The following is a 20,863-nucleotide window of genomic DNA, read 5'->3' on the forward strand; positions in this document are numbered from 1 at the left end:
AAGGGATATCGCGAAAAATGGGGACTTTCGGGAAGGCGACCGCGCTGGTCGCCCGCGGCGCGGACGAGTTCGGCGCCACGCTGGACGCCCAGTGGAGCGTGGGCACCAAGCTGCACGGCGGCTACCTGCTGGCGGTGCTGGCCCGCGCCGCCTGCCAGAGCGGCGCCGGCGAGCGGCACCCGCACGTGACCGCCGTGAGCGGCGCCTTCGTCGAGCCGCCCGCGCCCGGCCCGGCGGACGTGCGCGTGGAGCCGCTGCGGATCGGCCGGAGCCTGGCCCAGGTCCGGGTCTCGCTGGCCCAGGAGGGCAGGGTGCGCGTCGAGTCGCACGTCACGCTCGGCGTCCTGGACGACGGCGACCCCTGGTGGACCTCGCTCCCCCCGGTCGAGCTGCCGGCCGAGGAGGACTGCTTCCTCGCGCCCACCGACCCGCCCGGCGCGGACTTCGCCGTGCCGCTGATGGCCGTGGTCGAGGAGCGCGTCGATCCGGCGCATCTGGCGTTCGCGTTCGGGACGCCGACCAGGAAGGGCGAGATCGCGAGCTGGCAGCGCCTGGCCGACGGCTCCGACTGGGACCCGCTCAGCCTGCTGGTGGCGCTCGACCCGGTGCCGCCGGTCTCGTTCGACCTCGGGCTGTCCGGCTGGGTGCCGACGATTCAGCTCTCGGCCTACATCCGCCGGCTGCCCGCCCCCGGCCCGATCAGGGTCCGCCTGTCGGCCACGGACGTCGGCGGCGACCGCATGGACGAGGTGGCCCACGTGTGGGACTCCAAGGGCCGGCTGGTGGCCCAGGCGACCCAGCTCGCGGCCGTACGGTTGCCGGACTGAGCCGTCCGGGTAGTGGACACGCGTCTCAGGTGCCGGGCGGGTGGCCGTAACATGTGAAGACTCGCCTCATGATGGGAGAAGCACAATGCCGGCCCTCAGGTCACGTACGGTCACCCACGGCAGGAACATGGTCGGCGCCCGGGCCCTGCTCCGGGCGACCGGCGTAGCCGGGAGCGACTTCGGCAAACCCATCATCGCGGTGGCCAACAGCTTCACCCAGTTCGTCCCGGGCCACGTGCACCTGCGCGAGGTCGGCGACGTCGTCTCGGCCGCGATCCGCGAGGCGGGGGCGATCCCGCGCGAGTTCAACACGATCGCCGTCGACGACGGCATCGCGATGGGCCACGGCGGCATGCTCTACTCGCTGCCGTCCCGCGAGCTGATCGCCGACGCCGTCGAGTACATGGTCAACGCCCACTGCGCCGACGCGCTGATCTGCGTCTCCAACTGCGACAAGATCACGCCGGGCATGCTGCTGGCCGCGTTCCGGCTGAACATCCCCACGATCTTCGTCTCCGGCGGCCCCATGGAGGCCGGCAAGACGCCGGGCCGCAAGCTCGACCTCGTCGACCCGATGGTCGCCGCCGCCGACGAGTCGGTGACCGACGCCGAGCTGCTGGAGATGGAGGAGAACGCCTGTCCCACCTGCGGCTCCTGCTCGGGCATGTTCACCGCCAACTCCATGAACTGCCTGACCGAGGCCATGGGCCTGGCCCTGCCCGGCAACGGCACGATCCTGGCCACCCACAAGCGGCGCAAGCAGCTCTTCGAGGACGCCGGCCGCCAGCTCGTCGAGATCACCCGCCGCTACTACGAGGACGGCGACGAGTCGGTGCTGCCGCGCTCGGTCGCCAGCCGCGCGGCGTTCGAGAACGCCATGGCGCTCGACGTGGCGATGGGCGGCTCCACCAACACGATCCTGCACATCCTGGCCGCGGCCCGCGAGGCCGAGGTCGACTTCGGCCTCAAGGAGATCAACGAGATCTCGCTGCGGGTGCCGTGCCTGTGCAAGGTCGCCCCGGCCACCAGCAAGTACCACGTCGAGGACGTCCACCGCGCCGGCGGCATCCCGGCCATCCTGGGCGAGCTCGACCGGGCGGGGCTGCTGCACAGCGACGTGCCCACGGTCAACGGGGGCACGCTGGGCGACACGCTGGCCGCCTGGGACGTCAAGTCGCCGACCGTGCTGCCCGAGGCCGTCGAGCTGTGGCACGCGGCGCCGGGCAACGTGCGCACGGTGAAGGCATACTCGCAGGACAACCGCTGGGACTCCCTCGACCTCGACCGGGCGCAGGGGTGCATCCGCGACTTGGAGCACGCCTACAGCGCCGACGGCGGCCTGGCCGTGCTCTACGGCAACATCTCGCTCGACGGCGCGGTGGTGAAGACCGCGGGGGTCGACGAGTCGATCTGGAAGTTCAGCGGGCCCGCGGTGGTGTTCGAGTCGCAGGAGCAGGCCGTCGAGGGCATCCTCGGCGGGCGGGTCAAGGAGGGCGACGTGGTGGTCATCCGCTACGAGGGCCCCAAGGGCGGCCCCGGCATGCAGGAGATGCTCTACCCGACCTCCTTCCTCAAGGGCAAGGGCCTGGGCAAGGCGTGCGCGCTGGTCACCGACGGCCGCTTCTCCGGCGGCACGTCCGGGCTGTCGATCGGGCACGCCTCGCCGGAGGCGGCCGAGGGCGGCGCGATCGCGCTGGTCGAGGACGGCGACATCATCGACATCGACATCCCCGGCCGGTCGATGGAGCTGCGGGTGCCCGAGGCCGAGCTGGCCGCGCGGCGCGAGCGGCTGCTGGCCGACCTGGGCGGCTACCGGCCGCGCGACCGCAACCGTCCGGTGAGCGTGGCGCTGCAGGCGTACGCGGCGATGACCACGTCCGCCTCGACCGGCGCCTCGCGTGATCTGTCGCAGCTGTCCCGATAGTTAGGGTGCGGTGGACCCCCGGTCCACCGCACAGATTTTCGAAAATTGTCGGTGGTCGTCCCTATTCTTGGGGTATGACGACAGTCGTGAAGGACGAGACTCGCCCGCTGACGACCGCCGAGATCGCCGCCATCGCCCTCTCCCTCGCTCACCTCGGAGCGGGCCCGCAGGCCGTCGCCGCACGACGCGGCCTGCAACACGCGCTCGAACACCTGGAGCTCGACGACGACGTCATCGCGACCACGCTCGCGACCCTGACCGAGCCGCTGCCCGTGGAGACCGCCTCCCGGGCCAGGCTCATCGCCGACGCCATCACCAGCCGCCTCATGATCCGCCTCCACTACCGCGACGCCTCGGGGGCCGTCACCTCCCGCGACGTCGAGCCGGTGACCTGCCTGGTCCACCGCGAATACTGGTACCTGGTCGGCGTGTGCCGGATGCGGCGGGCCATCAGGGCGTTCCGGTTCGACCGCATCATCGCGGTCGAGCCCACCCTGACCCCGTCGCGGCCGCACCTGGCCGACCGGTTCCTGCCCTTCCAGCGCCGCCGCCGGCGCACCACCGCGGCATGACCTGCCGCAAGCAGATCATCGCGGCGTAACCTGCCGCAAGCTTGACCCTCGGGCCCCCGGGCGTTGGTGCGGGGCGTGACAGGCTCGCGCACATGCGCGTCCGGGGGATCTCGCTCATCGCCGCCCTGCTGCCCGTCGTCGTGCCCGTCGCCGTGTCCGCCTGCGCGGCGGGCCCGCGTCCGGCCCCGCTCCCGATCGTGGCGCACCGCCAGGCGGTGGCCGTGGAGCGCCTGCTGCCGCCGGCCACGCGGCGGGCGCTCGACCGGGCGCTGGAACGTCAGCTGCGGGGCCGTCCGGGGCGGGTGGCGCTGTCGGTGTACGACCGCGCGACTGGCGTGCGGTACTCCTACGCCGAGGGCAGGCCGTTCGTGCTGGCCAGCGTGGCCAAAGTGGACATCCTGCTCGCCCTGCTGCTGCTCAGGCAGAGCGAGCACCGGCGGCTCGGCGCGTACGAACGCAGGCTCGCCTCCCGGATGATCCGCCAGAGCCACAACGAGAGCGCGCACGAGCTGTACATGACGGTCGGCGGCCAGGAGGGGCTCAGCCGGGTCCTGGGGGCGCTGGAGGTGCGCGACACCAGGCCGGGCGCGGGCCTGTCGTGGGGCATGACCCTCAGCCACCCGTCGGACCAGGTGCGGGTGCTGGAGCAGCTCACCGACCCCGCCGGGCCGGTGCCGGCCGCGAGCCGCCGCTGGGCGCTGGGGCTCATGTCGTCGGTGGACCGGTCGCAGGCGTGGGGCGTCAGCGCCGCCGGCGGCGAGGTGGCGCTCAAGAACGGCTGGCTGCCGGTGGACGCGCACGACGGGCGGTGGACGGTCAACAGCGTGGGCCGGATCGTGCTGAACGGGCACGAACTACTCATCGCCGTGCTGTCGGAGCGCAGCCCGGACATGGCGACGGGCGTGGCGACCGTGGAGCGGGCGGCCCGGCTGGCCGTGGAGGCGTTCACCCGGGCCCGCCGCTCAGGAGGAGCAGCAACCTCCGCCGCAGCAGCCGCCGCCACCGCCGGCCGGACGGGGAGCGGCCGCGCCACCGGTCATGGACACGGTGGACAGCAGCTTGACCGTGTCGCCGTGGCCCTCCGGGCAGGTCGCCGGCTCGTCTGAGGCCGACATGGGACGGGAGACCTCGAACGTGGAGCCGCAGGCGCGGCAGCGGAAGTCGTAACGCGGCATGCGGTAAGCCTAACCCGCTGTGGCCGGTGAGCGGGAGCCGGCGTAGGTCAGGTGCGCATGGTCGGAGACGGGCTCGTAGCCGATCGACCGGTAGATCGCGTTGCTGGTCGGGTTGTCCAGGTCGGTGAAGAGCACGACCTGCTCGCACCGTTCGGCCAGCGCCACTTCGCTGGCGTACGCGGTGACCGCGGCCCCGTAGCCCCTCCTGCGGCACGACGGCGGCGTGTAGACCGGTCCGACGCGGCACACGCCGCCGGCCGCCCGGCCGAGCCCGGCCACCGAGACCGGCACGCCCTCGGCCTCCCACACGAACAGCTCGCGCCCGGCCACCCGCTGGGCGACGCGCTCGGCGACGTCGTGCGCCTCCCCGAGCCCGACCTCGGCGCCGAACGCCTGGTACCAGCTCACCATCAGCGGGAAGTCGCCGGGCCCGGCGAGCCGGCCGCGGCCGGGCACGGACGGGACGGCGAGCGCGCCGAGCCGGTAGAGCCGTTCGGACACCGTCCGGTCGGGCTCGCCGAGCAGCCGGACCACCTCGGCCGTCACCTCGACCGGCCCCACGACCATGGGCACGTCGCCGCCGAGCGCCTCGACCAGCGGGGCGACGGCCTCGGCGGGCATGCGCGTGAGGCTCAGGGGGGCGGGCGGCGTGCGGAAGGCGGCGGCGCGCACCTGGCCCCCGGCGGTCCACCAGGCGAAGAAGGCGGCGTCGGCGGGATGGCCGGCGCGCAGGTTGGCCAGGACGGTCAGCGGAACCGTGTTGCCGACCGGGTCGCCGAGCAGGAACGGCTCGGCGACCGCGGCGAATTCCTCCGGATCGGAGGTGAAGGTCCACATGCCCGTCATGGTGGCAGGCGGTGGCCTCCGGCTTCAAAGGGATTGCTAGGCCGCCGCCTCCAGGTAGGGCGCCCATTGTGGATCGCCGACGAGCGAGGCGCCGATGAGCCGCCAGTGGGCGCCCCTCGGCACCGCCGGGAGGACGCGCAGCGTCCATCCCAGCTCCTCCAGGTATTTGTCGGCCTTGCGGTGGTTGCAGGTCGTGCACGAGGCGACGCAGTTCTCCCACGTGTGGGTGCCGCCGCGCGATCTCGGGATCACGTGGTCGATGGTCTCGGCCCGCTGCCCGCAGTAGGCGCAGCGGTAGTCGTCGCGCCGCATGAGGGCGGCCCTGGTCAGCGGGATTCGGGACCGGTAGGGGATGCGGACGTATCTGCGGAGCCTGATCACCGAAGGCACGTCGAGGGTGCAGCTCGCCGAGCGGAGCTGGGCGCCCCGCCCGTCGCGGTGCACGACGTCGGCCTTCTCCCGCAGCACCAGGACGATGGCCCGGTGGAGCGAGAGCGTGGTGAGCGGCTCGTAGGTGGCGTTGAGCAGCAGGACCTGGCGCGTCATCGGGCCTCTCCCTGCCGCGCGCGTATCAAAGGGGACATGCCGTGGCATGTCCCGCCTGTCGGCCCCTCCTGGGGCACTGGTGCTTCCGTCACATGGACCTCCGCCGGACGGTCCAGCGGATGGTCACCACGGCACCGTCCTGTCACCAAGTCTGGCGTTAGCCGTAGCGTCCCCGCCACCCCATAATCTTCAAGCCGGAATGACCAGAGGGACACACGTTACGTTTTATGCCCGCTTCACCAGCGCTTTACGCCCCCACCTTGGCAGTAGGGTTCCTGGCATGACGCGAGAGCCTTATCCGACGGCACGCCGCGAAGACGTCGTCGACATCCTGCACGAAACGCCCGTCCCCGACCCGTACCGGTGGCTGGAGGACCCTGACAGCCCGGACACCAAGGAGTGGCTGCTCGCGCAGGCCGAGCTGTTCAACGCCAGCCGGGGCGAGCAGCGGTTCAAGGACCGCATCGCCGAGCTGCTGCGGTCCGGCTCGGTGGGGGTTCCGGCCTGGCGCGGGGAGCGCCGGTTCTTCTCCCGCCGCACGCCCGACCAGGAGCACGCGGTCTACTACGTGGTCGAGGCCGACGGCACCGAGCGGGCGCTGATCGACCCGATGGAGATCGACCCGTCCGGTCTCACCACGCTCGACGCCGTGCAGCCCGACAAGGAAGGGCGGCTGCTGGCGTACCAGATCTCGGTGGGCGGCGACGAGGAGTCGGTCCTCTACGTCATGGACGTCGCGACCGGGATGCGCGTCGAGGGCCCGATCGACCGCTGCCGCTACTCCCCCATCGCCTGGCTGCCCGGCGGCGAGGCGTTCTACTACGTGCGCAGGCTGCCGCGCACCGAGGTGCCGGAGAACGAGGCGCAGTTCCACCGCCGCGTCTACCTCCACCGCGTCGGCACCTCGACCGAGGACGACGTGATGATCTTCGGCCAGGGGCTGAAGATGACCAACTACTACGGCGTCTCCGTCTCGCGCGACGGCCACTGGCTCCAGGTCTCGGCGCACGAGGGCACCGCGCCGCGCAACGACCTGTGGGTGGCCGACCTGACCGCCTCGCCCGCCGACTCCCCCGACCTGAAGGTCGTGCAGGAGGGCGTCGACGCGCAGACCGCCCTGGTGTTCGGCCGCGACGGCCGGCTCTACGTCCACACCGACAGGGACGCCTCCCGCGGCCGGGTGTGCGTGACCGACCCGGCCGACCCCGGCTACGAGACCTGGCGCGACCTGATCCCCGAGGACCCCGAGGCGGTGCTGTCCGACTTCGCCATCCTCGACGACCTGGAGCGCCCGGTCATGCTGGTGGGCTGGACCCGCCACGCGATCAGCGAGATCACCGTCCACGACCTGGCGACCGGCGAGCGGGTCGGCTCGGTGCCGACGCCGGGGCTGGGCACGATCGGCGGCATCTCCGAGCGTCCCGAGGGCGGCTTCGAGGCGTGGTTCGGCTACACCGACAACACCACGCCGCCGACGATCCAGCGCTACGACGCCCGCACGGGCGAGACCACGCTGTGGGCCGCCTCGCCGGGCGCGGTCGAGGTGCCGCCGGTGCGCACGTCGCAGGTGGTGTACCGGTCCAAGGACGGCACCGCCGTCCGGATGCTGATCATCTCCCCCGCCGACGAGCGGCCCGGCCCCCGGCCCACGATCCTGTACGGCTACGGCGGCTTCGGCCTGTCCATGACCCCCGGCTACTCGGCCTCGATCCTGGCCTGGGTCGAGGCGGGCGGCGTCTACGCCATCGCCAACCTGCGCGGCGGCGGCGAGGAGGGCGAGGACTGGCACCGCGCGGGCATGCTGGCCAACAAGCAGAACGTGTTCGACGACTTCCACGCCGCGGCCGAGCACCTCATCGAGACCGGCGTCACCACCCGCGAGCAGCTCGGCATCTCCGGCGGCTCCAACGGCGGCCTGCTGGTGGGCGCCGCGCTGACGCAGCGTCCCGACCTGTACGCGGCCGTGGTCTGCTCGGCTCCGCTGCTCGACATGATCAGGTACGAGAAGTTCGGCCTCGGCGCGACCTGGAACGTCGAGTACGGCAGTGCCGACGACCCCGAGCAGTTCGGCTGGTTGTGGGGGTATTCGCCCTACCACCGGGTCGAGGAGTCGGTGGCCTACCCGGCGACGTTGTTCACCGTCTTCCAGTCCGACACGCGGGTGCACCCGCTGCACGCCTGGAAGATGTGCGCGGCGTTGCAGCACGCCTCCACGGCCGGGCGGCCGGTGCTGCTGCGCAACGAGGCCGAGGTGGGCCACGGCGCCCGCTCGGTGAGCCGGACGGTCGACCTGTCGGCCGACACGCTGACCTTCCTCGCCCAGCACACCGGTCTGTAGTGTCGCAGGCATGAGCAGCCTGGGGCCGGCCGTCGTCGAGGCCGTCCCCAGCGCTGCGCTGCGGCCGTACGTCACCCGGCTCTGCGCCTACAGCGAGCACTATCCCGCGCCCGTCACGCGCGCCGAGGCCGCCCTTCCCGGGGCGGTGCTCATCCTGGGCGTCGGCGCGCCGATGGAGGCGTACGGGGAGCGGGTCAGGGCGTTCGCGGGCGGGCTCGCCGACCGGTTCGCGGTCACCCGCGTCGAGGGGCCGTGCGAGGGCGTGGAGGTGGTGCTCACGCCGTTCGGGGCGCGGCGGCTGTACGGGCTGCCGATGCGTCACCTGACGAGCCGGGTGGTCCCGGTGGAGGCGGTGCTCGGGCCGTGGGCCGGGGAGCTGCTCGACCGGCTGGCCGCGACGCCGTCGTGGCGGGAGCGGCTGGCCCTGACCGACCGGCTGCTGACCGCGCGCATCCTGGCCGGGCCGCAGGTGGGCCCCGAACTGCCGTGGGCGTGGGCGCGGCTGCTGGAGTCGGGCGGGCGGCTCGGCGTGTCGTCGCTGGCCGCGTCGCTGGGCTGGAGTCATCGGCATCTGGTGGCCCGCTTCCACGACCAGGTCGGGCTGGCCCCCAAGACGGCGGCCCGGGTGATCAGGTTCGGCCGGGCGGCGCGGCTGCTGCGCTCCGGCAGGCCGATCGCCGCGGTCGCGGCCGAGTGCGGCTTCTACGACCAGGCCCATCTCAACCGGGAGTTCCGGGCGCTCGGCGGCACCACGCCCGGTCAGATTCGTCCAAGACCCGCGGGCGGGCCGGCGGACATGCTGGAGCCATGAAACGCACTGTCTACGCACTGGCCCGCTACCAGCACCCGCAGGCGGCGCTCGACTTCCTGACCGCGGCGTTCGGGTTCCGGGTGCACGAGTCGTCGAAGGACGAGTCCGGGGTCGTCCAGCACGCCGAACTGTTCGTCGAGGACGACCTGATCATGATCGGCCGGGGGAAGCCGGGCGGGCCCGGCGTCTACATCGCGGTCGACGACGTCGACGCCCACCACGACCACGCCAGGGCCGCGGGGGCCGTGATCACCATGGAGCTCACCGACCAGCCGTACGGCTCGCGCGAGTACGCCTGCGAGGACCCCGAAGGCAACTCCTGGTTCTTCGGGACGTACCGCCCGTAACCCCCTCGGAAAGGGGTCAGCGGGGGAAGACGACGGTCTTGTGTCCGTCGAGCAGGACGCGCTGCTCGGCGTGCCACTGGACCGCGCGGGCCAGCGCCACGCACTCCACGTCGCGCCCGATGCGCACGAGGTCGTCCGGCGAGTGGCTGTGGTTGACCCGGGCGACCTCCTGCTCGATGATCGGCCCCTCGTCAAGGTCGGAGGTCACGTAGTGGGCCGTGGCGCCGATGAGCTTGACGCCCCGGTTGTGGGCCTGGTGGTAGGGCTTGGCGCCCTTGAACGACGGCAGGAACGAGTGGTGGATGTTGATCGCCCGCCCGGCCAGCTTCTCGCACAGGTCCTCCGACAGCACCTGCATGTAGCGGGCCAGCACCACCAGGTCGACCTGGTAGTGCTCGACCAGCGCCAGCACCTCGGCCTCCTGCCTCGGCTTGGTCTCGGGCGTGATCGGCAGGTGGTGGTAGTCGATGCCGTACGACTGGGTGAGCGGGCGCAGGTCGGGGTGGTTGGAGGCGACCGCGACGACCTCGATGCCGAGCGTCTTCGACCTGACCCGGTAGAGCAGGTCGTTGAGGCAGTGGTCGAACCGGCTGACCATGATCAGCACGCGCGGCTTCCTGGCCACGTCGCGCAGCCTGAACTCCATGGCGAAGTCGGGGGCCAGGGCGGCGAAGGCGGCGCCCAGCTCGTCCTCGCCGAGCGGGCCGGAGAACTGCACGCGCATGAAGAACCGCTGGGCGACCCGGTCGCCGAACTGCTGGCTCTCGATGATGTTGCACCCGTGCGCCGCCAGCAGGCCGGAGACGGCGGCCACCACGCCGGGGCGGTCGGGGCAGGACAGGGTCAGGATGTACTCGGCGTGGCTGCTCATGCCTTCACTCTCGCGGACGTGGGATCGTAGGGCGCCTTGAGGCTGATCTGGGCAGAGTACAGGTCGCCGGCCACGTCGACCTCCACCTTCTCCAGCGTGACGCCGCCTTCCTGAGAGACCTCGGTGACGAAGCCCAGCGCCACGGACCTGCCGAGCGTGGGGCTGTGGGCCGCCGAGGTGACGTAGCCCACCGGGACGCCGTCGGACAGCAGGGACTCGCCGCCCCACAGGTGTGCGGCGGGGTCGTCCAGCACGATCGAGACTACCCTGCGCGACGGCGTCTCCAGAGCGTGCCGCGCTCCCCGGTAGCCGCCGCTCTTCTTGCAGGTGAAACGCAACCCGGCGGCGGCGGGGGTGATCTCGGGGCCCAGCTCGCGGCCCCAGGCGCGGTAGCCCTTCTCGATGCGCATGGCCTCGATGGCGTAGTGACCGGCCTGGGTCAGCCCGCCGGCGCCCATGAGCGTCTCGTGCACGGTGACGGCGAACTCGGCGGGCACGTACAACTCCCAGCCCAGCTCGCCCACGTACGTGACGCGGGTGGCGCGCACGGTGGCGTGACCGAGGTCGACCAGCCGGGACGTGCCGAAGTCGAAGGCGGAGAAGTCGGACTTCGACACCGACTGCAGGATCGTCCTGGACGAGGGGCCCATCACGCCGAAGACCGCGTACGCGCCGGTGACGTCCACCAGGACCGCCCGCCGGTCGCCGAGGCCCTTGGAGATGTGGTCGAAGTCCCTGGTGGTCTGGGCCGAGCCGGTCACGATCAGGTACTCGTCGCGGGCCACGCGCGTCACCGTCACGTCCGACTCGTAGCCGCCCCGGTCGTTGAGCAGGCCGGTGTAGACGACCCGGCCGGGCTCGACGTCCACGTCGGCGGTGCACAGCCACTGCAACGCCTCCATGGCCTCGGGGCCCTTGAGGACGAACTTGGAGAAGGCCGTCTGGTCGAACAGCGCCGCCGCGTTCCGGCAGGCCGCCACCTCGGCGTCCACGTACGGCTGCCATCCCGGCCGCCCGAACGTGGACGGCGTGGCGGGCCCGAAGTAGTTGACCCGCTCCCAGCCCATCTTCGACCCGAAGCGCGCCCCGGCCTGCGCCAGCAGGTGGTGGACCGGCGAGCGGCGCAGCGGCCGGGCGGTCTCCGGCTCCCGGTCCGGCCAGGACATCGCGTAGTGCAGCCCCAGCGTCTCGGTGACCCGGTCGCGCAGCCAGGTGTCGTTGCCGGCCCAGCGGGCGAAGCGCCGGATGTCGGCGGGCCACAGGTCGCCGGTCGGCTCGCCGTTCACGATCCACTCGGCCAGCGCGCGGCCGGCGCCGCCCGCCGAGGCGATGCCGGCCGAGTTGAACCCCGCGCCGACGAACAGGCCGCGCACCTCGGGGGTCTCGCCGAGCAGGAACATGTTGTCGGGCGTGAAGCTCTCCGGCCCGTTGTAGAACATCCTGATCCCGGCGCTCTCCAGCGCCGGGACGCGCTGGATCGCGTTCTCCATGATGATCGCGAACTGGTCCCAGTCCGCCTCCAGGAGCTGGAACTCGAAGGGGTGGGGGATGCCGTCCATGCCCCAGGGCTTGGCGTCCGGCTCGAAGCCGCCCACGACCAGGCCGCCGACCTCCTCCTTCAGGTAGGCGTAGCCGTCGGGGTCGCGCAGCACGGGCAGGTCGGGGCGCACGCCGGGGATGCGTTCGGTGACCACGTAGTAATGCTCGGCCGAGTGCAGCGGGACGGTCGCGCCGGCCATCCTGCCGACCTCCTTGGCCCACTGTCCGGCGCAGTTGACCAGCACCTCGGTCTCGATGTGCCCCTCGGAGGTGTGCACGCCGCGCACGGCGCCGTCGCGCACGGTGACGCCGGTGACCCGGACCCGCTCGATCACCTGGACGCCGTGCCGCTGGGCTCCCCTGGCCAGCGCCTGCGTGAGGTCCGCCGGGTTGGCCTTGCCGTCGCCGGGCAGCCAGACGCCGCCCACCAGGTCGTCGGTGCGCATGACCGGCCACAGCTCGCCCGCCTCGCGCGCGCTGACGACCTCGGCCTGGATGCCGTAGTTCCGGGCGGCGGCCGCGGTGCGCCGCAACTGGGTCATGCGCTCGGGGGTGCGGGCCACGCTGACGCTGCCGCACTGCTTCCAGCCGGTGCCGAAGCCGGTCTCGGCCTCCAGGCGGGCGTACAGGTCGGTGCTGTACTTGATCAGCCTGGTCATGCTCTCGGTGCTGCGGAGCTGGCCGACGAGCCCGGCGGCGTGCCAGGTGGTGCCGCAGGAGAGCTGCCCCTGTTCGAGCAGCACGACGTCGGTCCAGCCCAGCTGGGCCAGGTGGTAGGCCACGCTGCAGCCCGCGATGCCGCCGCCGATGATCACGACCTGTGCCCGGGAGGGCAGGGATGTCAAGAGATGCTCCTCAAGCGATTGATCCCCGGCCAGCTGCGGACGTTGCGCAGCATGGCGATGAACGCCTGCTCGGCGGGCCCCAGCAGCCGGTCGCGGCGGTGGGCCAGCACGATGGGGCGGGGCTTGGGCGCGGGCAGCACCTCCAGGGCCGCCAGCCGCCCGTCGGCGAGCTCCTGCTCGACGCAGTGCTCGGACACCAGCGAGACGCCGAGCCCCGCGGCGACCGCCTGCTTGATCGTCTCCGGGCCCCAGATCTCGCTGCGGCCGGCCTCTTCGAGCCCCCACGCCTCCAGCGCCTGCTCCTGCAGCTCGCGGGTGGAGGAGCCGGGCTCGCGGATGAGGAAGAACTCGCCCGTCAGGTCGGCGGGCTCGGCGCGGCCCTTGCTGGACAGCCGGTGGCCCGGCTGGGTGATGACGACGAGCCGGTCCTCCAGGATCGGCTCGCTGACGAGCTGCGCCGCGCCGGGCTCGCCGGCCAGCACCGCGACGCCGATCTCGCCGTCCACCAGGCCGCGCTCGACCCGCTGGCCGTTGCCGACCTGGATGCCGAGCTCGATGCCCGGATGACGGTCGCGGAAGGCGGCCAGCAACGGCGGCAGGAGGTACGTGCCGACGGTGGTGGTGCCTCCCGCGACCAGCTTGCCGGTCTGCAGCCCGGAGACCTGCCGGATGGCGGCCACGGCCTCGTCGGCCAGCAGGAACACCCGCCTGGCGTACTCCAGCATCACCTCGCCCTCGGGGGTGAGCCTGATGCGGGCGCCGCTGCGGTCGATCAGTGTGGCGCGCAGCGCCTGCTCAAGCTGCCTGACCTGGTGTGACACGGACGGCTGGCTGAGGTAGAGCTTCTGCGCGGCGGCCGAGAAGCCGCCGCACTCCACGACCGTCATGAAGATCCAGAGCCGGTGCAGGTTGAGCTGCATGTCGTCGTTAACCCCTAGCTGCCTCGATCGACTCTCGGAGCGCGTCCTCAAGCTGTTCCAGCCGGTGCCAGGGGATCTCACCCATCGTGCAGATCCTGAAGAAGTCCGCGGAAAGTTGCCCCTGACCGGCGTAGATAACGTAACCGCGCTTTTTGAGCTCATCATGAAGCGCCGCATAAGTTACGTTTTCGGGGAGATGAAGCATTGTTACGGTGTTTGACCTGAATTGTTCATCAACGAGGATTTCCAGGCCGAGCCGCGCGAACTGGCCGCGGACGAGGGCCGCCCGCTCGCGGTACAGCCGGGTCCGCGCCGCGAAGCCGCCCGCCTCCTCGTACTCCTTGATCGCCTCGTCGAGGGAGTAGCAGACCTGCACGGCCGGGGTGAACGGCACGTCGCCCTTGCGCTGACCGGCCAGGTAGCTGGCGGCGTTGAGGTAGAGGCTGCGCGCGGGCGCCTCCTGGATCCGCTCGATCGCGGCCTCGCTGCACAGGATGAACGACATGCCGGGCAGCCCGTGCAGGCCCTTGTTGGCGGTGCCGCAGACGACGTCCGCCCTGACCTGCGCCAGGTCCTGGTCCTCGATCGCGGTGCCGCTGATCGCGTCGATCACGAACAGCGCGCCGTGCTCGGCCACGACCTCGCCGATCTCCTTGATCGGGTTGATCAGGCCGGTCGTGGTCTCGTGGTGCACGCAGACCACGGCGTCCACGTCGTCGCGCCCGGCCAGCGCCGCCCGGACGGCCTCGGGGTCGGCCGGGACCGTCCAGTCGCTCCTGACCTCGTGGAACGGGATGCCGTGCGCCTTCGCGATCTTGATCATCCGGTCGCCGTAGACGCCGTTGTTCACGACGAGCACGCCGCGTCCCGCGCGGACGGAGCTGATGACCGCCATCTCCATGGCCGCGGTTCCCGACCCGGTGACCAGCAGCGCCTCGTGCGTGCCGCCGAGGTTCAGGCACCGGGGCAGGGCCTCGCGGATCCTGAACAGCAACTCCGTGAACTCGGGCTCGCGGTGGCAGAGGTCGCCGCGAAGCAGGGCGTCCTTGACCCGCTTCGACGTACATGCGGGCCCGGGATTCAACAGAATGAGTTCTTCGTCCATCAATCCACTCGATCTTGGGTAGTTATCCGGCATTACGGACGCTATCCGGGGTGGCGCCGCACGGGACAGCCGCCTTTCACCTATGAGGGCCATAAGGGAATCGGGCTTGTCCGTGCCGAGCAGCGCCGACTGGGATGGGACACGTGCCGTTGGAGACCGTCGTACTGATCGGGGTCGCGGGGCTGTTCGCCGTCGTGTCCGGGATCAACGACGGCGGGACGCTGCTGGCGACCGGGCTCAAGCTGCCGGTGATCAGGCCGGCCGTCGGCATCCTCGCGCTCGTGCTGCTCGTCACGGTGGTCCCGCTGGTCACCCACCAGGTGGCGCTGACGTTCGTGAACCGGCTGGCGGGCTTCCACGCCCCCGGCGGCCAGGCCGCGATGACCGTGGGCGTGCTCTGCGCGCTGGCGGTGGTGTTCACGCTCAGCGCGAAGGGCCGGCCGACCAGCCTCACGCTGGCCGTGGTGGGCGGGCTCACCGGGGCCGGGCTGGGGTGGGGGCTGCCGGTGTCGGGCGGCTCGGTGGCGCTCGTGCTGGTCTTCGGGCTGGCGGCGCCGTTCGTGGGGGCGCTGCTGTCGTGGCTGCTCATCCGGCTGCTCGTCCGGGTGACCGACGCGCCCGGCCTGACCCGCTGGCACTGGGCCGGGTTCCTGCTCCAGACGCTCGCCTACGCGGCCAACGACGGGCAGAAGATGCTGGCCGTCTTCATGATCGCGCTCGGCTTCCAGGGCGCGCCCCTGGCCTGCACCTCGCTGGTGGCGGTGCTGTTCGGGCTCGGCGCGCTCTACGGGCTGCCCAGGGCGGGCCGTACGCTGAGCCGCGAGATCATCGTCTCCCGGCCCGCGCACGGCGTCGCAGCCGAACTGGCCGCGGGCACCGCCGTGCTCGCCTGCGCCGGGCTGGGTATGCCCGTGAGCATGACGCAGGCCGTGGCCGGCGGGCTGGTCGGCGCCGGGGTCGCGCAGGGCGGCGGCCGGGTCCGCTGGTACGCCGCCGTCAAGATCGTCGTGGCCTGGCTGCTGACGCTCCCGCTGAGCGGCCTGCTGGCCGCGACGGCGGCGTTCGTCCTGAAGGGGCTGAGGGGGACGTGGTGAAGCGATGGCGCCGGATCCGTGACCTCATGACCGGCCGCATGGACGGCGCGCTCACCGGCGCCCTGCTCGGCCAGCTCAAGGCCACCAAGCAGGGCGCGTGGCTGGCGATGGCCATGATCGGCGGCGAGGTCGGCAGGACCGGCGCGCACGAGCGGATGCGCGCGATCGAGCACCTCGGCGACGAGGAGCGCGCCCGCCTGGTCGAGGAGCTCAAGACCGCGCTGGTCACGCCCATCGACCCCGAGGACCTGTTCCGCCTGTCGCGCTCGATCGACGACGTGCTGGACTCGCTGCGGGACTTCGTGCGCGAGTCGCACCTGTACCGGGTGCCCGACCAGATCCGCTTCACGCCGCTGCTCGACCAGGTCATCGTGGGCATCGACGCCCTGGAGAGCGCCGTGCGCGGCCTGGCCGCCCGGCCCTCGGCGGTGGTGCAGGACGCCCTGGAGGCCAAGAAGGCCGGCGGCGCGATCCGGCGCATGTACCAGTACGAGATCTCCCGGATCTTCTCCGGCGAGGTCACCTCGGACGCGCTCAAGCAGCGCGAGCTGGTGCGCCGCCTGGAGATCGTGGGCATGGCCATCGGCGAGGCGGCGGACGCCATCGCCGACGGCGCCATGAAACGCTGACCGTCAGGCCGCCCGCCCGGCGAAGGCGTCGACGCCGGTCAGCTCGGCCGACAACCGCCACAGGCGGGCGGCCTGCTCGGGGTCGGTGGCATGGGGATGCACCCCGCCGCCGGAGCCGTCGGCCGGCTCGGCGATGTCGCAGTCTTCGCAGTAGACGCCGCCCATGCCGTCGAGCTGCGGCGAGGTGGCCGCCCACAGCTGGGTGGCCGCGCCCTGCTCAGGGCTCTTGAAGCCGGGATTGAGCAGGTTGCCCTGCTCGTCGATCCAGCCCGCCTCGACCATCTCCTGCTTGGTCAGGTGGCGCTGGAGCGGGGTCAGGATGCCGCCGGGGTGCACCGCGAACGCCCGCACCCCCGCGTCCTTGGCCAGGGCGTCGAGGTGCACGGCGAACAGCACGTTGGCCGTCTTCGCCTGGCCGTAGGCCTGCCACTTGTCGTAGCCGCGTTCGAACATCACGTCGTCCCAGCGCATGCCGGAGCGCCGGTGGCCGGCGGAGGAGACGGCCACGACCCGGCCGCCGCCGCGCTCGACGGCCGGCCACAGGCGGTTGACCAGCGCGTAGTGGCCGAGGTGGTTGGTGGCGAACTGGGCCTCCCAGCCGGGGCCGACCCGCGTCTCGGGACAGGCCATGATGCCGGCGTTGTTGATCAGGAGGTGCAGGTCGCGGCCGGAGGCCAGGAACTCCTCGGCGAAGCGCCGCACGCTGTCGAGGTCGCCCAGGTCGAGCTCGCCCACCTCGACGCGGTCGATGCCGGCCAGGGCCTCCTCGGCCGCGCCGCGACGCCGGGCCGGGACGACGACCTGGGCTCCGGCGTCGCTGAGCGCGCGGGTGGTCTGCAGGCCGAGGCCGGAGTAGCCGCCGGTGACGAGCGCGACCCTGCCGGTGAGGTCGATGCCCTTGAGCACCTCGTCCGCGGTGCTTCTCGCGCCGAAACCCGAACCGATCCTGTGCTGAGGCGTTGTCATGGGACCGACGTTACGAATTGAAGTGCGCTCTAAGTCAAACCGACCCGCCGGGCCGCCCGCCCGGATCAGAGGCCGAGGGCCGGGGCCAGGCGCTGGAGCTGACTCAGGGCGTCGTCGAGGTCGGGGACGCCCGGCGACAGCGGCTGGACGGCCACGTGGTCGGCCCCGGCGTCGAGGTGGGCCCGCAACCGCGCGGCGACCTGCCCTTCGTCGCCCCAGGCCACGATGGCGTCGGCCAGCCGGTCGCTGCCGCCGCCCGCGAAGTCGGCGTCGGTGAAGCCCAGGGCGCGCAGGTTGCCCAGGTAGTTGGGCAGGGTCAGGTAGTAGGCCAGGTGGGCGCGGGCGATCTCACGGGCCCTTGCCGGGTCGGTCTCCAGCACCACGGCCTGCTCGGGCACCAGCAGCCGGTTCGCGCCGAGGACGCGGCGGGCCTGCTCGGTGTGCTCGGGCGGCACGAAGTAGGTGTGGGCGCCGTCGGCCCGGTCTCTGGACAGCTCCAGCATCCGGGGCCGCAGCGCCGCCAGCAGCCGGGGCGCCCGCGCCGCGGGCAGGCCCTCCTCGGCGGCGTCCATGCCGTCGAGGTAGGCGCGCATCGCGCTCAGCGGCTTGTCGTAGGCGTGGCCGCGGCTGCCGACCAGCGGGCCGTGGCTGACCCCGATGCCCAGCACGAAACGGCCGGGGAAGGCGTCGGCCAGCGTCTTCGCGCCCGCCGTCATGCCCGTCGCGTCGCGGCCCCAGATGCTGGCGATGCCGGTCGCGACCGCGACGCGGGTGGTGGCCGCCAGCAGGACGGCCGCGGTGGTGAGCGGCTCCTTGCTCTGCCGGCCCTCGTTGATCCACACGGAGCCGTAGCCCAGCCGCTCGATCTCGGCCGCCGCGCGCCGCGCCTGCTCGGCGGGGGCCTTGCCGATCAGCGGATGCCACACCCCGAAGTGCCCGGTCTCCATGGCCGCTCCCTCGACTAGAATGTTCGATCGAGATGGAACACTACACCAATGTTCGACCGCCATCGAACAGAGCGCGCGGCCTGACCCACACCTCGCCCGTCGAGGTGTCGCTGCAGGCCGCCCTCGACGCGCTCGGCGACCCGGTCCGCCGCCGCATCGTCCGCGAGCTGGCCGGGGAGCCCGACTGGGCGCGCGCCTGCGGCACGTTCGCCCACCTGCCGGTGGCCAAGTCCACGCTCAGCCACCACTTCGGGGTGCTGCGCCAGGTCGGCCTGCTGGAGCAGCGCGACGAAGGCGCCCGCCGGCTCAACCGGCTGCGCCGCGCGGAGTTCGACGAACGTTTCCCCGGCCTGCTCGCCCTCGTCGTCGAGGAGCCGGAGGGCGCCTAGGGCATGCGGCGGCCCGGGCGGGTAGAGGCAGGCCCATGCAGATGCGCCCGTTCGCCCGTAACCTCCTCGCCACCACGGCCGCGGTCACCGTCACGGCCACGCTCGGCAGCCTGGCCACCTCCTCCGGCTCGGCCTGGTACCGCCGGCTGCGCAAGCCCCGCTGGCAGCCGCCCAGCCAGGCGTTCGGCCTGGTCTGGACGCCGGTCTACGCCCTCATCGCCTACGCCGGCGCGCGCGCCCTGACCAGCGGCGACGACCGGGCCGGCCTGGCCCGCGCCCTGGGCGCCAACCTCGCGCTCAACGCCGCCTGGACCCCGCTGTTCTTCGGCGCCCGCTCCCCGCGCCTGGCGCTGGCCGACATCGTCGCGCTCGACGCGGCCAACCTCGTGCTGCTGCGCCGCTTCCTGCGCGCCGACCGCCGCGCCGGGCTGGCCCTGCTGCCCTACGTCGGCTGGACGGCCTTCGCCACCGCGCTCAACGCCTCCATCGCCGCCCGCAACCCCTGACCGGAACCCCGCCCGAAGGCGGGGTTCCGCCCGCGCGGTCAGGAGACGCGCAGGTCGTCCACCGCCCAGTACCAGTTGTTGGTCGCGTCGAAGTAGTGGAACTTGACCCTCATCGACCTGGCCCCGGCCGGCACGGCCACCGCGAGCGACTCGTTCCTGGCGACCGCGTCGGCCGTGTAGTTCTTCACCAGCGTGTCCGCGCCGCCGTCGAACGACACGAGCACCTGCGCCTTCTGCGCGCCGTCCACGCGGTAGTGGGTGGCGTAGGCGAGGGTGACGGACGTCCGGCCGGTCACGGTGTAGGCGGGCGAGACGAGCGTCGAGTCGAACGTCCCGGTCCCGTGCGCCTTGTCGTCCCACTCGTCGGAGTCGGCCACCGCGAAGGTGCCCCTGGACCGGACGTTCAGCTCCCGCTGCTGGTCACGGGCCGCCCGCGACCAGAACTCGTCCGTGGTGAACGCCCAGCCGCGCCACTCCTGAACGCCCCCTGACGGCATCCTGGACGCGTCCGCCGACCAGCCCGCGGGCGGCGTGTGCGAGTAGCCGAGCACGCCGGCCGGGATGCCGGTCTCGTCGGTCCTGCCGGACAGCGCGACGCCCTCGAACGGGTCGCCGGTCCTGGTGTCGACCCGCCGGCCGTCGATCCCGCCCGGCACGGCCAGCCCCAGCCCGGTGAAGACCGCGGCCGTCACGTCCACCAGGCGCGTGTCGGCCGGCCGCGCCCCGGCGGCGATGCCCGGCCCGGACGCCAGGACGAACGTGCGGCGCTCCTCGATCGAGGACCCGCCGTGCCCGCCCGCGTCGGTGTGCCCGTGGTCGGTGGCCACGATCACCGTCCAGCGCTCGCTCGCGTACGTCGGTCTGGCCCTGACCGCGGCCAGCAGCCGGCCGATCCGGGCGTCGGCGTCGTGGATGGCGGCCAGGTAGGCGGCCGAGGCGGCGCCGCTGCCGTGCCCGGCGATGTCGATCGCGCCCAGGTAGACGAAGGCGGCGTCCGGGTTCTTCGTGCGCAGGACGGTCTCGCTGACCTGGGTGAGGCGCTCGTCCTCGGCCGGGTAGCCGTCGGCGTCGCCGTCCAGGACCACCCTGGCGTCGATCCGGGGGCCGAAGGTGCCCTGGTCGGCGAGCGGCTTCCAGTCGAGGGCGGCGTAGGTGGAGTGGCCGGCGCCGGTGTTCTCCAGCCGGGTCAGGAAGTCGGGATAGCGGTCGTAGTGCTTGCCGGCGAAGGTGTTGTCCTTGACGCCGTGCAGGTCGGGCCAGACGCCGGTGGCGATCGTGGACCAGCCGGGGCCGCTGGAGGTGGCGGCCATCGGGCTGGTGTAGAGCAGGCTCGTGCCGAACGTGCCGCCGCTGATCAGGGCGTCGAGGTTGGGGGCGTCGGCGGGGGCGATGCGGTCGTGGCGTAACCCGTCGAGGCCGATGACCAGGACCTTGTCGCTGCTGATGCCGTTCGGGACGTCGGGCACGGGCACGGGCGCGGCCAGGGCGGTCGCGCCGTTGAGGACCTTGCCCTCGGGAGCGGGTGCGGGATCGGCCGCCTGATGCGCCAGGGCTGGCGGCGCGGGGACCGACACGGCCGCGGCCACGAGAGCGGGCAGGATGCGCCATCGTTGCATGGACGTACTCCTCGCTGAGTGCTGGGGTGATCCGGCTGAAGGATCTCCAG

20 protein-coding genes are annotated in these 20,863 nt (G+C 72.4%); 10 read left to right on the forward strand and 10 right to left on the reverse strand.

What is annotated here, in order from left to right:
• Nucleotides 1-17: 17 nt before the first annotated feature.
• The 3 genes from ACIBK9_RS26715 to ACIBK9_RS26725 all read left to right on the forward strand — a co-directional run bounded on the left by ACIBK9_RS26715 (nucleotide 18) and on the right by ACIBK9_RS26725 (nucleotide 3,323).
• On the forward strand, nucleotides 18-827 hold the full coding sequence (locus ACIBK9_RS26715; RefSeq protein ID WP_397161730.1) for a thioesterase family protein: 810 nt from the start codon (nucleotides 18-20) through the stop codon (nucleotides 825-827).
• An 85-nt stretch (nucleotides 828-912) separates the two neighbouring features.
• A complete protein-coding gene (gene ilvD, locus ACIBK9_RS26720) occupies nucleotides 913-2,751 on the forward strand; it encodes a dihydroxy-acid dehydratase (RefSeq protein WP_397161731.1) in 1,839 nt (612 codons plus the stop codon).
• 74 nt (nucleotides 2,752-2,825) lie between these two features.
• Complete coding sequence (locus tag ACIBK9_RS26725; protein WP_357980526.1) at nucleotides 2,826-3,323, forward strand: WYL domain-containing protein; 498 nt, start codon at nucleotides 2,826-2,828, stop codon at nucleotides 3,321-3,323.
• 962 nt (nucleotides 3,324-4,285) lie between these two features.
• Here the strand turns inward: ACIBK9_RS26725 and ACIBK9_RS26730 are convergent.
• The 3 genes from ACIBK9_RS26730 to ACIBK9_RS26740 are packed head-to-tail and all read right to left on the reverse strand — an operon-like array spanning nucleotide 4,286 to nucleotide 5,890.
• Nucleotides 4,286-4,498, reverse strand: a complete 213-nt coding sequence (locus ACIBK9_RS26730) for a zinc ribbon domain-containing protein (RefSeq protein WP_358294681.1) — start codon at nucleotides 4,496-4,498, stop codon at nucleotides 4,286-4,288.
• Between the two features lie 9 nt (nucleotides 4,499-4,507).
• Nucleotides 4,508-5,335, reverse strand: coding sequence for a GNAT family N-acetyltransferase (locus ACIBK9_RS26735; protein WP_397161732.1), 828 nt, complete (start codon nucleotides 5,333-5,335; stop codon nucleotides 4,508-4,510).
• Nucleotides 5,336-5,380: 45 nt separating this feature from the next.
• Nucleotides 5,381-5,890 carry an HNH endonuclease gene (locus ACIBK9_RS26740; RefSeq protein WP_352322827.1) on the reverse strand — a complete coding sequence of 170 codons (510 nt, stop codon included), beginning with the start codon at nucleotides 5,888-5,890 and terminating at the stop codon, nucleotides 5,381-5,383.
• Nucleotides 5,891-6,170: 280 nt separating this feature from the next.
• Between ACIBK9_RS26740 and ACIBK9_RS26745 the strand changes: the two genes are divergently transcribed.
• From ACIBK9_RS26745 to ACIBK9_RS26755, 3 genes are read left to right on the forward strand one after another with little or no spacing between them, the layout of a single operon-like run.
• Nucleotides 6,171-8,228 (forward strand): prolyl oligopeptidase family protein, encoded by a 2,058-nt coding sequence (locus ACIBK9_RS26745; RefSeq protein ID WP_397161733.1) that lies wholly within the window; start codon nucleotides 6,171-6,173, stop codon nucleotides 8,226-8,228.
• A gap of 10 nt (nucleotides 8,229-8,238) precedes the next feature.
• Nucleotides 8,239-9,039 (forward strand): helix-turn-helix domain-containing protein, encoded by an 801-nt coding sequence (locus ACIBK9_RS26750; RefSeq protein WP_397161734.1) that lies wholly within the window; start codon nucleotides 8,239-8,241, stop codon nucleotides 9,037-9,039.
• On the forward strand, nucleotides 9,036-9,386 hold the full coding sequence (locus ACIBK9_RS26755; protein WP_397161735.1) for a VOC family protein: 351 nt from the start codon (nucleotides 9,036-9,038) through the stop codon (nucleotides 9,384-9,386). Before ACIBK9_RS26750 ends, ACIBK9_RS26755 begins: the two co-directional genes overlap by 4 nt.
• Before the next feature lie 16 nt (nucleotides 9,387-9,402).
• Here the strand turns inward: ACIBK9_RS26755 and purU are convergent, their stop codons facing one another.
• From purU to ACIBK9_RS26775, 4 genes are read right to left on the reverse strand one after another with little or no spacing between them, the layout of a single operon-like run.
• Nucleotides 9,403-10,257, reverse strand: coding sequence for a formyltetrahydrofolate deformylase (gene purU, locus ACIBK9_RS26760; RefSeq protein WP_352322831.1), 855 nt, complete (start codon nucleotides 10,255-10,257; stop codon nucleotides 9,403-9,405).
• Complete coding sequence (locus ACIBK9_RS26765; protein WP_397161736.1) at nucleotides 10,254-12,641, reverse strand: FAD-dependent oxidoreductase; 2,388 nt, start codon at nucleotides 12,639-12,641, stop codon at nucleotides 10,254-10,256. The genes purU and ACIBK9_RS26765 overlap by 4 nt, the downstream gene beginning before the upstream one ends.
• On the reverse strand, nucleotides 12,638-13,561 hold the full coding sequence (locus ACIBK9_RS26770) for a LysR family transcriptional regulator (protein WP_397161737.1): 924 nt from the start codon (nucleotides 13,559-13,561) through the stop codon (nucleotides 12,638-12,640). Before ACIBK9_RS26770 ends, ACIBK9_RS26765 begins: the two co-directional genes overlap by 4 nt.
• Before the next feature lie 7 nt (nucleotides 13,562-13,568).
• Nucleotides 13,569-14,666 carry an aminotransferase class V-fold PLP-dependent enzyme gene (locus tag ACIBK9_RS26775; protein ID WP_364336252.1) on the reverse strand — a complete coding sequence of 366 codons (1,098 nt, stop codon included), beginning with the start codon at nucleotides 14,664-14,666 and terminating at the stop codon, nucleotides 13,569-13,571.
• Between the two features lie 143 nt (nucleotides 14,667-14,809).
• Between ACIBK9_RS26775 and ACIBK9_RS26780 the strand changes: the two genes are divergently transcribed.
• Nucleotides 14,810-15,760, forward strand: a complete 951-nt coding sequence (locus ACIBK9_RS26780) for an inorganic phosphate transporter (protein WP_397161738.1) — start codon at nucleotides 14,810-14,812, stop codon at nucleotides 15,758-15,760.
• Nucleotides 15,757-16,389, forward strand: coding sequence for a DUF47 family protein (locus ACIBK9_RS26785; protein ID WP_352360497.1), 633 nt, complete (start codon nucleotides 15,757-15,759; stop codon nucleotides 16,387-16,389). Before ACIBK9_RS26780 ends, ACIBK9_RS26785 begins: the two co-directional genes overlap by 4 nt.
• 3 nt (nucleotides 16,390-16,392) lie before the next feature.
• Here the strand turns inward: ACIBK9_RS26785 and ACIBK9_RS26790 are convergent, their stop codons facing one another.
• Together ACIBK9_RS26790 and ACIBK9_RS26795 are read right to left on the reverse strand one after the other, a co-directional pair.
• Nucleotides 16,393-17,355 (reverse strand): SDR family NAD(P)-dependent oxidoreductase, encoded by a 963-nt coding sequence (locus ACIBK9_RS26790; protein ID WP_397161739.1) that lies wholly within the window; start codon nucleotides 17,353-17,355, stop codon nucleotides 16,393-16,395.
• A 65-nt stretch (nucleotides 17,356-17,420) separates the two neighbouring features.
• A complete protein-coding gene (locus ACIBK9_RS26795; protein WP_397161740.1) occupies nucleotides 17,421-18,302 on the reverse strand; it encodes a TIGR03620 family F420-dependent LLM class oxidoreductase in 882 nt (293 codons plus the stop codon).
• Between the two features lie 32 nt (nucleotides 18,303-18,334).
• Here ACIBK9_RS26795 and ACIBK9_RS26800 point away from each other — a divergent pair, with 32 nt between their 5' ends.
• Nucleotides 18,335-18,691: a helix-turn-helix domain-containing protein gene (locus ACIBK9_RS26800; protein WP_352360503.1), complete on the forward strand. Its 357-nt coding sequence runs from the start codon at nucleotides 18,335-18,337 to the stop codon at nucleotides 18,689-18,691.
• A 35-nt stretch (nucleotides 18,692-18,726) separates the two neighbouring features.
• Entirely contained in the window at nucleotides 18,727-19,197 is a 471-nt protein-coding gene (locus ACIBK9_RS26805) for a TspO/MBR family protein (protein WP_358294706.1), read from the forward strand.
• A gap of 38 nt (nucleotides 19,198-19,235) precedes the next feature.
• Here the strand turns inward: ACIBK9_RS26805 and ACIBK9_RS26810 are convergent, their stop codons facing one another.
• The gene (locus tag ACIBK9_RS26810; protein WP_397161741.1) at nucleotides 19,236-20,813 is read right to left on the reverse strand and encodes an alkaline phosphatase family protein; all 1,578 of its coding nucleotides are present in this window, start codon (nucleotides 20,811-20,813) and stop codon (nucleotides 19,236-19,238) included.
• Nucleotides 20,814-20,863: the final 50 nt, after the last annotated feature.

The sequence above is a fragment of the Nonomuraea sp. NPDC050227 genome, assembly GCF_044459705.1.
Taxonomy (GTDB): domain Bacteria; phylum Actinomycetota; class Actinomycetes; order Streptosporangiales; family Streptosporangiaceae; genus Nonomuraea.

Bases quoted from the DNA above. Each gene is read 5' to 3' on its own strand.
- ACIBK9_RS26715 (WP_397161730.1), top strand. From the start codon at position 18: ATGGGGACTTTCGGGAAGGCGACCGCGCTGGTCGCCCGCGGCGCGGAC.
- ilvD (WP_397161731.1), top strand. From the start codon at position 913: ATGCCGGCCCTCAGGTCACGTACGGTCACCCACGGCAGGAACATGGTC.
- ACIBK9_RS26725 (WP_357980526.1), top strand. From the start codon at position 2,826: ATGACGACAGTCGTGAAGGACGAGACTCGCCCGCTGACGACCGCCGAG.
- ACIBK9_RS26730 (WP_358294681.1), bottom strand. From the start codon at position 4,498: ATGCCGCGTTACGACTTCCGCTGCCGCGCCTGCGGCTCCACGTTCGAG.
- ACIBK9_RS26735 (WP_397161732.1), bottom strand. From the start codon at position 5,335: ATGTGGACCTTCACCTCCGATCCGGAGGAATTCGCCGCGGTCGCCGAG.
- ACIBK9_RS26740 (WP_352322827.1), bottom strand. From the start codon at position 5,890: ATGACGCGCCAGGTCCTGCTGCTCAACGCCACCTACGAGCCGCTCACC.
- ACIBK9_RS26745 (WP_397161733.1), top strand. From the start codon at position 6,171: ATGACGCGAGAGCCTTATCCGACGGCACGCCGCGAAGACGTCGTCGAC.
- ACIBK9_RS26750 (WP_397161734.1), top strand. From the start codon at position 8,239: ATGAGCAGCCTGGGGCCGGCCGTCGTCGAGGCCGTCCCCAGCGCTGCG.
- ACIBK9_RS26755 (WP_397161735.1), top strand. From the start codon at position 9,036: ATGAAACGCACTGTCTACGCACTGGCCCGCTACCAGCACCCGCAGGCG.
- purU (WP_352322831.1), bottom strand. From the start codon at position 10,257: ATGAGCAGCCACGCCGAGTACATCCTGACCCTGTCCTGCCCCGACCGC.
- ACIBK9_RS26770 (WP_397161737.1), bottom strand. From the start codon at position 13,561: ATGCAGCTCAACCTGCACCGGCTCTGGATCTTCATGACGGTCGTGGAG.
- ACIBK9_RS26775 (WP_364336252.1), bottom strand. From the start codon at position 14,666: ATGGACGAAGAACTCATTCTGTTGAATCCCGGGCCCGCATGTACGTCG.
- ACIBK9_RS26790 (WP_397161739.1), bottom strand. From the start codon at position 17,355: ATGACAACGCCTCAGCACAGGATCGGTTCGGGTTTCGGCGCGAGAAGC.
- ACIBK9_RS26795 (WP_397161740.1), bottom strand. From the start codon at position 18,302: ATGGAGACCGGGCACTTCGGGGTGTGGCATCCGCTGATCGGCAAGGCC.
- ACIBK9_RS26800 (WP_352360503.1), top strand. From the start codon at position 18,335: ATGGAACACTACACCAATGTTCGACCGCCATCGAACAGAGCGCGCGGC.
- ACIBK9_RS26805 (WP_358294706.1), top strand. From the start codon at position 18,727: ATGCAGATGCGCCCGTTCGCCCGTAACCTCCTCGCCACCACGGCCGCG.
- ACIBK9_RS26810 (WP_397161741.1), bottom strand. From the start codon at position 20,813: ATGCAACGATGGCGCATCCTGCCCGCTCTCGTGGCCGCGGCCGTGTCG.